Origin of the sequence: Candidatus Ornithobacterium hominis (assembly GCF_900538215.1) — a bacterium.
GTDB classification, from domain to species: Bacteria; Bacteroidota; Bacteroidia; order Flavobacteriales; family Weeksellaceae; genus Ornithobacterium; species Ornithobacterium hominis.
The window spans coordinates 20,552-32,747 of record NZ_UNSD01000001.1 but is presented as its reverse complement, the minus strand read 5'-3'; the positions used below and the strand labels follow the sequence as shown (position 1 = coordinate 32,747).

Below are 12,196 nucleotides of genomic sequence, written 5' to 3'. Positions count from 1 at the left end.
ATTAATCACAAAAACATGGCGGCCGCCCAAAAGCGTAAGTTAAAGTTAATCCCGAAAACACATACCAATCGTTTGTAGAAGGATTGCCAATTTTTGTGTTTTCTAATATTTCATTATTTCTAGAAATAACATCATTTTCGGCATAAAATTTTAGCAAATCATTTTCTACAAAAAAATGATAATTTCCATCTTTTGGAGAACTTAAATCTAAATTATCATTAAAGGTGGGTCTAAATCCAACTTCAGCTGAAACAACCCAGTTCCAACCAAATTTATATTTAAAACCTAAACCAATCGGCAAAGAAAAACCAATATTTTTCTTTGTCTCGTATTCTATTGAAGAGTCAAAAGGTATTCCTCCTTTGATTGGCATTCCCAAGGCATCTCTTTGAAATTGATGATAAACATTTACAACAGGTGTGTTTGATAAAAAACCACCAATTCCACCAAAGATATAAGGAGAGTAAGCTCTTTCTTGCTCGCTATTGATGGGAAAAAAATTATATTCAAAAACTGCTGCAGCTTCTATGATGGAGTTTCTAAACTGATAGCCTCGCTGGTATCTGTAATCTTCTATTGCGGCTTTATCATTATAAGCTTCGTTATAATATCCTAGGCTAAAACGCAAAGTGTGCTGAGGATTGTAATTCAATCGATACAATAAACCCACAGCAATGGGGATAGAATACCCGTCACTCATCTCCTTGGGGAAAGGGTTGATATAATCAGTTCTTCCGATATCACTAATTAAATTAGTTGCCCCTAAGAAACCACCTATTTCGTGTTTCTGAGCCTGTAGAGAGAAACTGAAGCTGATAAGCATAGACAAAAATAATTTCTTCATACTTTGATTTGAAAAGTATAAGTTAAATTTAGCCCTTAAATAATCTATTTTTTTTAACAATGCACAAATATATAAATTTTGATTCCCTCTCCCTATCTATTAACAAAAATTATTAAACCTTATTTTTCAAGGCTTAAAAAAAATAGAAGAAATTATTGTGGTTGATTTCTCGAATCTTTGCCCCAAAAAAGTTTTTTCCGTAAGGTTTCCAAGTAATTTTTATTGTTTAAATCAACTAAGAAAATAGGGAAATCGGCTTTTCTTATCGTAATTTTTTTATCCACAGGCATTGAATTCAATCTTGAGTCTAGCGAGAAAGAAAATTCTGGGACGCGGCTGTGAACTTCTAAGCTAATTTTTGATTTATCAGAAATAATTAGCGGACGAACATTTAGGTGATGAGGTGCAATTGGTGTGATGACAAAATTTTCTGTCGTTGGTGTGATGATAGGTCCATTGCAACTCAGTGAATAGCCCGTAGAACCTGTAGGTGTAGCGATAATTAAACCATCAGCCCAGTAAGAGTTTAGAAAAACATCATCCACATACGTATCGATAGTAATCATGCTAGTGGTCTCTTTCCTCAAGACTGAAATTTCATTCAGAGCGATTTTAAAAGGTTCCTCTAAATCTTCAGACTCTACGCACAAAAGTGACCGCTGACTTAGTTTGAAATTTTTAGCCAAGATGTCATCAATGTTTTCCATGATTTCGGATTTATTGATAGAAGCCAAAAAACCCAGTCGCCCAGTATTGATGCCCACGATTGGTACTCTCGCCTCCCGCACAAAATTCACGGCATTTAAGATAGTCCCATCTCCGCCAAAGGTGAAAAATAAATCTAAATCACCCCACAAATCTTCATGACTCGTAAAGGTAGAACAGCCTTCGGTAGAGATGTTCTTAATTTTTTTCAAAGCTTTAAAAAATTTTTCTTCCACTTGAATTTCAATTTTTTTAAGCCTTAAAAAATTAAAAAATTCAGGGAAAAAATCATTCAAATCACTTGAGCTGGTTTTTCGTCCAAACAATGCTACTCTCATTGTCACAATTCCATGTATTTTAGTAAATTACCAAATCTGTCGTTGAGCAAATCGTAGTGCTCACCCTCTTTTTTATAAATTTCTACCACGTAGCCAAAGCGTTCAAACGTTTGAATCAAGGAATCAATGTGCTCAACTTGAAGTTTTATGTAAGCAGAGGTATGGATCTCGTTCTGATATTGAATCGCAATGCCAAAAGTTTTAGCATTATTAGACTCCAGAATTTTGCTTATCTCGCTCATGGCAAACTTCACCGTATTATTTTTCACGCTCAGCCAAGTGAAAGGCTCTGCATAGAATGGGTGTTTTGCCATTTCTGCCATTAAATCCTCTAAAGTCACGTAGCCTAAATATTTATTTTGATGATTGATGACAGGAATAAAGTTGGCCCTGAAGTTTCCAAACTTTGAGATACAAGCTAAGAAAAAATCTTCTTCAGTTGCATAGAAATCTTCCAATAAATCAGGCGTAATGCGTTTCGAGATATTGAATTCAGAAATCAACTGATCGTACGAAATATTTCCTGCCCAAGTTTGGTTTTCGTTTAAAACCGGGAAGTGCGAAAAACGAAATTCTTCCATTAAATTCAGTGCTTCCGTAGGTTCAGTATCGAAGCCAATGGGTTTTAAATCATTGATTAAAAAATGCGCTATCGTCATAGAAATATTTGTGGCGAAGTTACAAAAATAGGTGAGAAGTCTGCTAGCGGGAGAATATTTAAAACAAATTTTAGCATAATATTTATTCAATTAAAATACTTAAATTTGCATTGTTTATAACCGATGAATGAAGATACCTTCTTTTTTTGCTAAAATTTTACTCTTTGGGGAATACGGCATTATAGAAAATGCAAAAGGTTTGACTATTCCTTTTGATTTCTACAAAGGGAGTCTGAAGTTTGATGAGGCGAACTTTCAATCCAAATCTCACAAGGATATTGTAAAATATGCTGAATATTTGGAGCAAAATATGCCTGAGGAATTTGATTTTCTAAGTCTTTGGGGAGATTTAAAAAAAGGAATGTATTTCGATTCTGATATTCCCCAAGGCTATGGTGTTGGAAGCTCTGGCGCTTTGGTAGCTGCCGTGTATGATCGTTATGCAGTACATAGAATTGATAAAAACCAGTTGAACAAAGAAAGTATCTCTAAGCTGAAAGAGAAATTTGGGCATATGGAATCTTATTTTCATGGGAGAAGCTCAGGAATCGACCCGTTGATTTGCTATCTCAATATTCCTTTGCTCATTAATTCAAAAGAAGATATAGATACCATCAGCATCCCAAAAGGCAACGGGAAAGGAGCTGTTTTTTTAATTAACAGCGGTGCACCAGGCGAAACTGGTCCTATGGTGCAAATATTTTTTGAGAAATTAAAGCAAGAAGGTTTTCGTAAAACCCTGCACAAGGAATTTAATAAGTATAATAATGCGTGTATAGATGCTTTTGTGAAAGGGAAAAAAGAGCCGCTTTTCCAAAACTTGAAAAATTTATCAACTTGGGCTTTGGTAAACTTAAAACCCATGATTCCCGCTAAAATCATCTCTGCTTGGGAGAATGGCATCAAAACCAATGATTATTATTTGAAGCTTTGTGGCTCGGGCGGGGGCGGCTATGTTTTAGGATTTACAAAGGATTTTGAGAAAGCACAGGAAATGCTGTCTGATTTTGAGTTAGAGACTGTTTATCGTTTTTAGAATCTATTTAGAACCTAAGTAAAACTTTTTTATTTAGAAAATTTAAAATAAGATGTAAGGTAAATGTCATAAAAAATAGATCCCATTAAAATTTAAACAGACTATTAATGTTAAATAAAAATTTTAAAAACAAAATAGGCTGGAAGCTATTTGCACTTTTCACGGTGGTGAGGGGTTACAATATTCTAATGCTGATTTTGGCGATGTATTTTACGGCATATTTTATTTTTTCTTCAGACACGACACTATTTGACTTCGTTAAATCCAATAAAATTCACTTGATTATTTTAGCTTCCGCACTAACGGTGGCTGCAGGCTATATTATTAACAATTTCTATGACGCTCAAAAAGACAGATTAGGCAGACCAGTGATGACCTACATCAGCCGATTTGTGAGTCAAGAATTTAAGCTAAATGTTTACCTTTTGCTTAATTTTTTGGCCCTGCTTACGGCGCTCATAGCTAGTTGGCGTGTAGCATTATTTTTTGTCGTATATCAAGTTTTGGTTTGGTTTTATAGTCACAAACTCTCAAAAATAGTTTTTCTTAACAACATATCTCACACCATTTTATCGCTCTTTCCCTTTTTGGCATTGCTTTTATATTACAACAACCATGCACCTGTGATTTTCTTGCATGGATTTTTCTTGGGAGGACTCTTGCTAATAGCTGATTTAAGTAAAGATTTGTTGACGCAAAAAGCAGATTTAATTTATAATTACAAAACTTTAGTAACTGTTTATGGAACCCAAACATCAAAAATTGTAATTTCAATATTTATAATGATAATCATCTCGCTCGGGATCTTCATGCAAAATATAGAAAAATTGGGGCACATGCGGCTTTATTTTCTGCTGATGGCGGTAGCCTTATTTTTTTTAAGCATCATTATATGGTTCATTCATTCAAAGGTCGAGTACCTACTCTATCAATACGCTATTAAAACTTTGTTGGGCATAGGAGTAATTAGTATTGCATGGATAAAAATAAATCCATTAGATTTGCAAAAATTCTTTATTATCAATTAATTAAATGAGAAGAAAATCAGACGACAATAGAAATAAAAGAACCCAAAAGAATTTTGGTGGGAATAAAAATAGAAAACCAAATTTTTCTAAAAAGTTTAATAAACCCAAACCCCAAAAGGCAGATAAAAAACCCAATGATGATTTAATGAGACTAAATAAATTCATTGCTAATGCCGGGGTATGCAGTAGGAGAGAAGCAGATGAATTAATAAAAACTGGAGCAGTAGAAGTTAACGGGATGATGATTACCGAAATGGGCTATAAAGTAAAACCTGATGATGAAGTTCGCTATGATGGAGAGCTGCTCACGCCCGAAAAGAAGGTTTATGTATTACTAAATAAACCTAAAAACTTTATCACGACAACCAGTGATGAGCGAGACAGGAAAACAGTAATGGATTTAATTGCAAATGCTACATCCGCACGAATTTTCCCTGTTGGGCGGCTAGATAGGCAGACAACAGGAGTTTTACTGTTCACAAATGATGGCGATTTGACCAAGAAATTAACGCACCCCAGCCATCAGGTAAGGAAAATTTATCATGTTGTATTAGATAAATCTTTGCACGGTGAAGATCTGCAAAAAATTATGGATGGAATCCGAATGGAAGAGGGGGTAGCTAAAGTGGATAAGATTTCATTTATTGAAGGGAAAGCTCACAATGAAGTTGGTGTGGAAATTCACATCGGGTGGAATCGTGTGGTGAGAAGAATTTTTGAGAAATTGGGCTACAAAATTGAGCATTTGGATCGCGTATCTTTTGCTGGGTTGACGAAAAAGAATCTGAAAAGAGGCGACTGGCGAATACTTGAAAGAGATGAGATTAATTTCCTTAAAATGATGTGAGAATTTTTAAAGGCTTAAAAAAATTATATTTTTTTAAGCCTTTAAAAATTTCTTATTAGAAATGAACTTGGTAAGGCCACCACATTTGTATTCCTTTCATTTTCTGTAAACTACGGATTTGAATGTATTGCTGTAGCAATGCAGTATTCTGAGTCCCGATGATTTGCTCAGCAATTTGTGTGGAGAGATTAAGCTCCTTTATTAGCGACTCAAGATTATCGGCTCGTTTGGGGTAATGAACGATTTCAAAATCTTTGATTTCTGCTTTTTGGGCTGCAAAGCTGATGGCTTTATCTATACCACCTAATTCATCAACTAAGTTCTCTTGCAAAGCTTCGCTCGCTGTGTAAACTCTTCCGCCACCAAGGGAGTCAACTTGAGCTATTGGTAGTTTTCTGCCTTTTGCTACGATTTCCGTAAATCGGTCGTAGGTTTTCTCCACGCTTTGCCTTAATTTTTCTTTGGCAAAGGGCGTTAACCCACGCAGTGGTGAATAGTAAATGGTATTAGCATTGGTGCTTACGGTGTCAGTCGTTATCCCAACGGAATTTGCTAGGTCTTTGAAATTGGGGATGATTCCAAAAACGCCGATGGAGCCAGTGATGCTAAAATCTTCGGCAAAAATCCTGTCAGAGCTTTGAGCGATGTAGTATCCGCCCGAAGCTGCTACGTCACCAATGGAAACTATGATAGGGATTTTGGTGTGTAGTTTTTTTAATTGAAAAAGTATTTCATCTGAAGTAACGGCATCTCCACCGCCTGAGTTAATTCTCAGGACTACGGCTTTCACTGCATCATTTTTTTCAATAGCTTGAATGGCGTCTAGGTAAGTTCTGGACTGAATTCCTGTAGAGCCTTCGCCAGGCAAAATGTTGCCACCAGCGTAGAGAATGGCAATTTTTTGGCTACTGTATTTTTCTTTTTTTGTCGAAGCATAGTCAACCCAATTGATAAAATGATTTTCTTTTAAATCTTCATCTGTGTCTAATTTTTGCTTTAAAAAAGAATAAACTTCCTCTTTTTGAGCTAAAACGTCAATTAATTTTGCACTTTTGGCTTCTTCTGCATTTAGCCCAGCTAATTGGTTGGCCGCTTGGTGTAGTTCTTCTGGGGAAACTTTTCTACTTTCAGAAACTTTAGAGACTAATGCTTCCCAAAAGTTTGTGAGTAGAGTTTTCATTTGGAATTTATTTTCTTCAGATAAATCGGTGCGGATGAATGGTTCTACTGCAGATTTATATTTCCCGTGGCGGATGATTTCAAATTCGATTCCGTATTTGTCACCTAAATTTTTATAGAAGGTAACTTCGCTCCCTAGGCCTTTCCACTCGATGCTTCCCATGGGATGATGAAAAATGCTGTCAGCTAAGCTTGCCAAGAAGAAATCATTTTGGTCGGTACGATTGGTGTAAGCATATATGAATTTTCCTGATGTTTTGAAATCAGCCAAGGCTTTTCTGATTTCACTAATTTTATTTATAGAAGTTTGGCTAGGGAATTCTAAATCCAAGAAAACTCCTTTTATATTTTCATCATCAGCAGCATTTTTAATTTCTTTTAAAATGTTATAAAGATAAATGTTCTTAGTTTGTTTTAGGTTAAACGAAAAAAAATCTGCCTCAAAAGGGCTTTCTAAAATAGAATCATCGAGCTGAATGTGCAAGATACTATTTTTTTTAAGGCTTATTTTTTCTTCATCGCCCAAGAAACTTCCTAGAGCAGTGAGTAATAGAAAGCAAAGGTAAATGAACAGGAAAATCCCTACGACGACAGCTATGACTCTGCCTAAAAATGTTTTCATTTTAAAAATTTATAAATTAGCAGCATGAAATTATGGAATGCTGAGCTGTTATTGGGTACAAATTTAAATAATCGGGAAGAGAACTTAAAATTTGCTAGAGAAAATATAGCAGATAAAATCGGTGAAATCTTTTTTGAGAGTAAAATTCTAGAGACAGAACCCGTGGGGTTTACTAGTGAGGATTTGTTTCTCAATCAAATTATACGAATAAAAACAGCGCTGGGCCCCGTTAAATTATTAAAGGCTTTAAAAAAAATTGAGAAATCAATGGGGCGCGTTTACACTGAGCCTAAATTTGGTGAGAAGTATTGCTCTAGAATTATTGATTTGGATATTTTGAAATTTGAGCAGATAAAGATCTGGTCTGATTTGTTGGTTTTGCCGCACCCTCAAGTGGAAGAGAGGCCGTTTGTGAAAGAAATTTTGTGCGAGTAAAAGTTAAATTATGAAGATAATCAACGATTATTAAATTTAAATATTTGTATTTAAAGGAGTAAATTATAAATTTGCAACAATAACTGATTAAATTAAACTTATGAAGCAACTTAAATTATTTACTATGCTTTCGTTAGCATTAAGTTTTCCTGTGCTAACAGCACAAGAGAATACGGAAGTAGTAGTAGTTAATTCTGAGCCTATCTCTTTAGATCAACAAGAATGGGAAAACAACTACTACGGGATGAATCAAAATTATGTAAACTTCACCTCAGAACAGAAGAAATTTAAAGATTGGACTTTAGCTATTTATGCTGGTGTGCCAATGGTGCAGGGTTCTGATTTGAATAGTTCTGTGAGTGGCGAAGGAATGAAGTGGGGCTATGATTTGCAAGCAGTTTTGACTAAACAAATCACCCATGCATTTGGTTTAGGGCTTCAATTTAACTATGGTAAGGCTGGTCTTCAAACTCCTGCATTGGGTGGATATGAAGGTGATGTACAATACCGTGTTTTATCATTGATTGGTGATATTAACTTTAGTAATTTATTGAGAAGAGTAGATAATAAATCAAGATATGCATGGGCGCTTCATGGGTACGGAGGTTTGGCGACTTTTGGTTATGACACTAATATTTCGCCTAAAAGTAACCAAAGAATAAATAAAAAAACTGGAACAAATATGGGTTCTGGTTCTTTAGGAATCGTTGGGGGAGGAGGTCTCCGCTATAAAATCAATCAAAGTATTGATGCCGAGCTAAAAGCAATGTATTACTATACTGGTGATGAGGAATTTGATGGGTCTACTTCTGTTCCTGGATTATCTGAGGTTAACGAAAGAAAAGAAGATGGAATGTTTGTCTTCAATCTTGGTTTAATTTGGAAAATAGGTAAGCACTACGAGCACTTAGCATGGGCAGATCCTTTAGCTGACATTTATCCTGGCCATTCCCCACAAGATTTACAAGATATGCTAGTCGTTTGTGCACAAGGTGATAAAGATGATGATGGCGTATGTGATGATTGGGATAGAGAACTTGACACACCTGCTGGTGCACGTGTAGACGGTGCAGGTAGAGCACTTGACACTGATTTGGATGGAATCATTGATTTATATGATAAGTGTGTGACTTTAGCTGGCCCTGCTGAAAATGATGGTTGCCCTACAAATGCTGATTCTGAATCTCTATTGAACTTCGCGATTGCTAATCTTGAGTTTACTTTAGATTCAGATGTGATTTCTCCATCATACTACCCACTATTAGATAGAGCTGCTGAGTATTTAAAATATTATAAAGACAATACGTATGATGTTATAGGTCATACAGACGCAAGAGCAAGTAAGGCTTATAACATGAACTTGTCTCAGAGAAGAGCAGAGGCAGTAAAATCTTATTTGGTAGAGAAAGGAGGAGTTAACGCAAATCAATTGAATGTAGTAGCAATGGGAGAAGAAGATTTAAGATTTCCCGAGTGTAAACCTGCAAGTAAATGCCCCGAGTGGAAAAACCACGCCAATAGACGTGTAGTATTTGTTCTGAAATGATTGAATAAATAAAATGATAAACTAATCAAAAAAGCTGCTTCATTGAAGTAGCTTTTTTGATGAATTAAAAAATTTTTAAAGCTTTAAAAATTTTTAAAATTTAATGAATAAATCTGGGGTAATAAGATAGTCTAACGAAATATCATGCTCTTCTTTGAAAGAAACATTTTCTAAAGGCTTGAAAAAGTTAATACCAACTTTTATAGCATTTAAATCATTCAAAAAACGATCATAAAAACCGCCACCGTAACCAATACGATAACCTTCTTTGTCACAAATTAATAATGGAACAATAACGATGTCAATTTTATCTGAATTTATTTCTATGCATGGATTTGGCTCTTGAACTCCAAAAGAATTTGTTTTATAACGCTGTTTTTCTTCAATTTGGCAAGATAACAAATCATCTTTATTCATTTTGGGTAAGGCAACTGTTTTACCAAGATGGAGTAAGGATTCAATGATAAAAGAAGTATCAACTTCATTGAATTTTTTCATGTTTTTAAAGACATGAAAAACTACCCCTTTCTCAAGGAAATTTTCTAAGAATGATTTTGCAATTGATGAGCTATACACATCAATTTTTTCATCACTCAGCATACTTCTCTTGTGCTTATAATATTTTCTAAACTCTTCTTTTTTCTTCATTAGACAACTTTTACACTGATGATATTAACGGGGCAAGCATCAGAGGCTTTATCACATGCTTCTAGACCTGCCATGTTTTTTTCTTTACGTGTATGAAAACCTTTTTTATTTTCTGATTTTAATAAAACAGATTTCCCATCTTTTTTAGACATTCTAAAAAATTCAGGAGCAAATTCAGCACAATAGTTGCACCCAATGCATTTATCGCGTTGTAGTGTAATTACAATCATGTGTTGGGAACAATTTTATACAATTTATCTGATAGCCGAATTCTAAAATCTATGGGGAAAGTAACAACATCTCCTTTCTTCGCCATATTTACCTCTTGATCATCGACCATAAAAGATTCTAATTTCAATTCCTTGGAACCTGTAGTAGGACCTTGAATCAATATAGTGTCATTAATTTTTAAATCATAAGCCTCAATCAAAAACTCAGCAATTCCTGCTTGTGTGTAGTAATGCTGCCCTTTACCGATGTAAACCTTCTTTTGTGTAGCGTTTGAACCAGGATTCTCACTCCATTCGCCTAATTTTTGCCCTAAATAATAGCCGCTCCAGAAGCCTCGGTTATAAACTTTTTCTAGTTCAGACATCCATTCTTCTACTTTTTCTTCAGAAAATGAGCCATCATACAAAGCGTCAATGGCTTCTCGGTAACATTTGATGGTCGTAGCCACATATTCTGGGGCGCGTCCTCTACCTTCAATCTTCAAAACTTTTACTCCAGCATCTTTGATTTGGTTAAGAAAACCAATCGTAGCTAAATCTTTTGGAGACATCATATACTCATTATCCAGCTCAATTTCAAAACCACTTTCTTGGTCTATCACCGTATACTTTTTTCGGCAATTTTGTTTACAAGCCCCTCTGTTAGCACTAGAATTATGCGAATGTAAGCTCAAATAGCATTTACCAGAAACCGCCATGCACAAAGCCCCATGACCAAAAATTTCAATTTCAACAAGTTTGCCACTAGGCCCAGTAATGTTTTCTTTCTCAATTTGTTGAGTAATTCTTTTTACCTGATTTAAACTTAATTCACGCGATAATACAATCGTATCTGCAAACAAAGCGTAGAATTTAACCGTTTCTATATTAGTCACATTAATTTGTGTAGAAATATGAACCTCCATACCGATTTGCCTAGCATAAGCAATCACAGCTTGATCCATAGCGATAACCGCAGTGATTTTAGCTTTTTTCGCCGCATCTAAAAGTGTTTTGATGACGGATAAATCATGATCGTAAATAATGGTGTTCAAAGTCAAATAAGTTCGCACATTTTTTGCTTTACATCGTTCAGCAATTTCTTCTAAATCATTTAAAGTGAAATTGATAGAAGCTCGCGCACGCATGTTCAGTTGTTCCACACCAAAATAGACAGAGTCCGCTCCGTTATCAAGTGCCGCTTGCAAGGAAGTGAAGTTTCCAGCAGGTGCCATTAGTTCAATCTTATTATCTTTGGTCATAAATTATTAATCTAAAACGCAAATTTAGCGATTTTGAATCTTTATTTAAATCCTATCTTTTTGCGATAAAAATTTTTAGAAAAAATTTAAGCCTTAAAAAAATGAGTGAAAAATTAAAAGCCATAAGCCTAGGTTACATCAAATATAGCGAAAGTAGCTTGATTTTGTATGTTTATAGCCTAGAATACGGCTATTTGAGTTTGATGCTCAAAGGCTTTTTTAATAAAAAAAAGAAAAATAAAGCGATTCTTTATCCCCTCACAGAAATTACCTTTATTTTACCCTCTAATGCCGATAAAAATAAATTAATCAATATCTATTCTGTAGATATTTTGAATTATTTTGATGATATTTTTTCTCACCCGATAAAAAGTTTACAAATTCAGCTAATTGCAGAATTTCTTAAAAACACCTTCAAAGAAGAACCACTAAATAGTGATTTGTATGAATATATTTTAAAAGCCTTAAAAAATTTTTCAGAGAAAAAAGACAATTTTGCTGATTTTCACTTGATTTTTTTTAAAGAAATCATTAGTCTTTTCGGGCTTAAACCCATGAATAATCCAAATAATAATTTCTTTAATCTTAAAGAAGGAAATTTCTTAGAAAGTCAAAATTATGATTACTCAATAGGAGAAGAAGAATCCTTGTTATTTAAAAAATTATTACATCAAGAATTTACGTTAACGTCAAAAACAATTTTTAACCAAAAAGAAAGAAGGATACTGTTGGATATTTTATTTAAATATTTTGAATTTCATCTCTCAAATTTCAGATCGCCTCAATCTTTAGAAATTTTAAAACATCTTATTCACTGAAATTTTTTAAGGCTTAAAAA

The 12,196-nt window shown here is 34.4% G+C and carries 13 protein-coding genes; 6 read left to right on the top strand and 7 right to left on the bottom strand.

All coding sequences use genetic code 11. From position 1 onward, the window contains the following. Position 1 precedes the first annotated feature (1 nt). From porG to D5J18_RS00150, 3 genes are all read right to left on the bottom strand, one after another. Complete coding sequence (gene porG / locus D5J18_RS00160; protein ID WP_133298080.1) at positions 2 to 844, bottom strand: type IX secretion system protein PorG; 843 nt, start codon at positions 842 to 844, stop codon at positions 2 to 4. Positions 845 to 996: 152 nt separating this feature from the next. Continuing rightward, positions 997 to 1,887 carry an NAD kinase gene (locus D5J18_RS00155; RefSeq protein ID WP_119056999.1) on the bottom strand — a complete coding sequence of 297 codons (891 nt, stop codon included), beginning with the start codon at positions 1,885 to 1,887 and terminating at the stop codon, positions 997 to 999. A gap of 2 nt (positions 1,888 to 1,889) precedes the next feature. After that, positions 1,890 to 2,546 carry a CBS domain-containing protein gene (locus tag D5J18_RS00150; protein WP_119056998.1) on the bottom strand — a complete coding sequence of 219 codons (657 nt, stop codon included), beginning with the start codon at positions 2,544 to 2,546 and terminating at the stop codon, positions 1,890 to 1,892. Positions 2,547 to 2,673: 127 nt separating this feature from the next. Between D5J18_RS00150 and D5J18_RS00145 the strand changes: the two genes are divergently transcribed. The 3 genes from D5J18_RS00145 (at position 2,674) to D5J18_RS00135 (ending at position 5,457) form a co-directional block, all read left to right on the top strand. After that, a complete protein-coding gene (locus D5J18_RS00145; RefSeq protein ID WP_119056997.1) occupies positions 2,674 to 3,582 on the top strand; it encodes a mevalonate kinase family protein in 909 nt (302 codons plus the stop codon). Positions 3,583 to 3,689: 107 nt separating this feature from the next. Further along, a complete protein-coding gene (locus tag D5J18_RS00140) occupies positions 3,690 to 4,610 on the top strand; it encodes a UbiA family prenyltransferase (RefSeq protein WP_119056996.1) in 921 nt (306 codons plus the stop codon). A gap of 4 nt (positions 4,611 to 4,614) precedes the next feature. Next, on the top strand, positions 4,615 to 5,457 hold the full coding sequence (locus D5J18_RS00135) for a pseudouridine synthase (RefSeq protein WP_119056995.1): 843 nt from the start codon (positions 4,615 to 4,617) through the stop codon (positions 5,455 to 5,457). Between the two features lie 55 nt (positions 5,458 to 5,512). On the opposite strand, the gene sppA is transcribed toward D5J18_RS00135, so the two are convergent. After that, positions 5,513 to 7,258 (bottom strand): signal peptide peptidase SppA, encoded by a 1,746-nt coding sequence (gene sppA, locus D5J18_RS00130; protein WP_119056994.1) that lies wholly within the window; start codon positions 7,256 to 7,258, stop codon positions 5,513 to 5,515. Between the two features lie 24 nt (positions 7,259 to 7,282). Here sppA and folK point away from each other — a divergent pair, with 24 nt between their 5' ends. Both folK and D5J18_RS00120 read left to right on the top strand, forming a co-directional pair. After that, on the top strand, positions 7,283 to 7,693 hold the full coding sequence (folK, locus tag D5J18_RS00125) for a 2-amino-4-hydroxy-6-hydroxymethyldihydropteridine diphosphokinase (RefSeq protein WP_119056993.1): 411 nt from the start codon (positions 7,283 to 7,285) through the stop codon (positions 7,691 to 7,693). Between the two features lie 100 nt (positions 7,694 to 7,793). Continuing rightward, the gene (locus D5J18_RS00120) at positions 7,794 to 9,239 is read left to right on the top strand and encodes an OmpA family protein (RefSeq protein ID WP_119056992.1); all 1,446 of its coding nucleotides are present in this window, start codon (positions 7,794 to 7,796) and stop codon (positions 9,237 to 9,239) included. A gap of 93 nt (positions 9,240 to 9,332) precedes the next feature. On the opposite strand, the gene D5J18_RS00115 is transcribed toward D5J18_RS00120, so the two are convergent. From D5J18_RS00115 to D5J18_RS00105, 3 genes are read right to left on the bottom strand one after another with little or no spacing between them, the layout of a single operon-like run. Beyond that, the gene (locus D5J18_RS00115) at positions 9,333 to 9,887 is read right to left on the bottom strand and encodes a 5-formyltetrahydrofolate cyclo-ligase (RefSeq protein WP_119056991.1); all 555 of its coding nucleotides are present in this window, start codon (positions 9,885 to 9,887) and stop codon (positions 9,333 to 9,335) included. Continuing rightward, entirely contained in the window at positions 9,887 to 10,117 is a 231-nt protein-coding gene (locus D5J18_RS00110; RefSeq protein WP_119056990.1) for a ferredoxin, read from the bottom strand. Before D5J18_RS00110 ends, D5J18_RS00115 begins: the two co-directional genes overlap by 1 nt. Then, the gene (locus tag D5J18_RS00105) at positions 10,114 to 11,358 is read right to left on the bottom strand and encodes a peptidase U32 family protein (protein WP_119056989.1); all 1,245 of its coding nucleotides are present in this window, start codon (positions 11,356 to 11,358) and stop codon (positions 10,114 to 10,116) included. Before D5J18_RS00105 ends, D5J18_RS00110 begins: the two co-directional genes overlap by 4 nt. A 101-nt stretch (positions 11,359 to 11,459) precedes the next feature. On the opposite strand from D5J18_RS00105, the gene recO reads away from it, so the two are divergent. Then, a complete protein-coding gene (recO, locus tag D5J18_RS00100; protein WP_119056988.1) occupies positions 11,460 to 12,176 on the top strand; it encodes a DNA repair protein RecO in 717 nt (238 codons plus the stop codon). The last annotated feature ends 20 nt before the right edge of the window (positions 12,177 to 12,196 follow it).

Coding starts and splice junctions, on each gene's coding strand:
- D5J18_RS00105 (WP_119056989.1), bottom strand. CDS start 11,358: ATGACCAAAGATAATAAGATTGAACTAATGGCACCTGCTGGAAACTTC.
- porG (WP_133298080.1), bottom strand. CDS start 844: ATGAAGAAATTATTTTTGTCTATGCTTATCAGCTTCAGTTTCTCTCTA.
- recO (WP_119056988.1), top strand. CDS start 11,460: ATGAGTGAAAAATTAAAAGCCATAAGCCTAGGTTACATCAAATATAGC.
- D5J18_RS00120 (WP_119056992.1), top strand. CDS start 7,794: ATGAAGCAACTTAAATTATTTACTATGCTTTCGTTAGCATTAAGTTTT.
- D5J18_RS00115 (WP_119056991.1), bottom strand. CDS start 9,887: ATGAAGAAAAAAGAAGAGTTTAGAAAATATTATAAGCACAAGAGAAGT.
- D5J18_RS00135 (WP_119056995.1), top strand. CDS start 4,615: ATGAGAAGAAAATCAGACGACAATAGAAATAAAAGAACCCAAAAGAAT.
- sppA (WP_119056994.1), bottom strand. CDS start 7,258: ATGAAAACATTTTTAGGCAGAGTCATAGCTGTCGTCGTAGGGATTTTC.
- D5J18_RS00150 (WP_119056998.1), bottom strand. CDS start 2,546: ATGACGATAGCGCATTTTTTAATCAATGATTTAAAACCCATTGGCTTC.
- folK (WP_119056993.1), top strand. CDS start 7,283: ATGAAATTATGGAATGCTGAGCTGTTATTGGGTACAAATTTAAATAAT.
- D5J18_RS00145 (WP_119056997.1), top strand. CDS start 2,674: ATGAAGATACCTTCTTTTTTTGCTAAAATTTTACTCTTTGGGGAATAC.
- D5J18_RS00155 (WP_119056999.1), bottom strand. CDS start 1,887: ATGAGAGTAGCATTGTTTGGACGAAAAACCAGCTCAAGTGATTTGAAT.
- D5J18_RS00110 (WP_119056990.1), bottom strand. CDS start 10,117: ATGATTGTAATTACACTACAACGCGATAAATGCATTGGGTGCAACTAT.
- D5J18_RS00140 (WP_119056996.1), top strand. CDS start 3,690: ATGTTAAATAAAAATTTTAAAAACAAAATAGGCTGGAAGCTATTTGCA.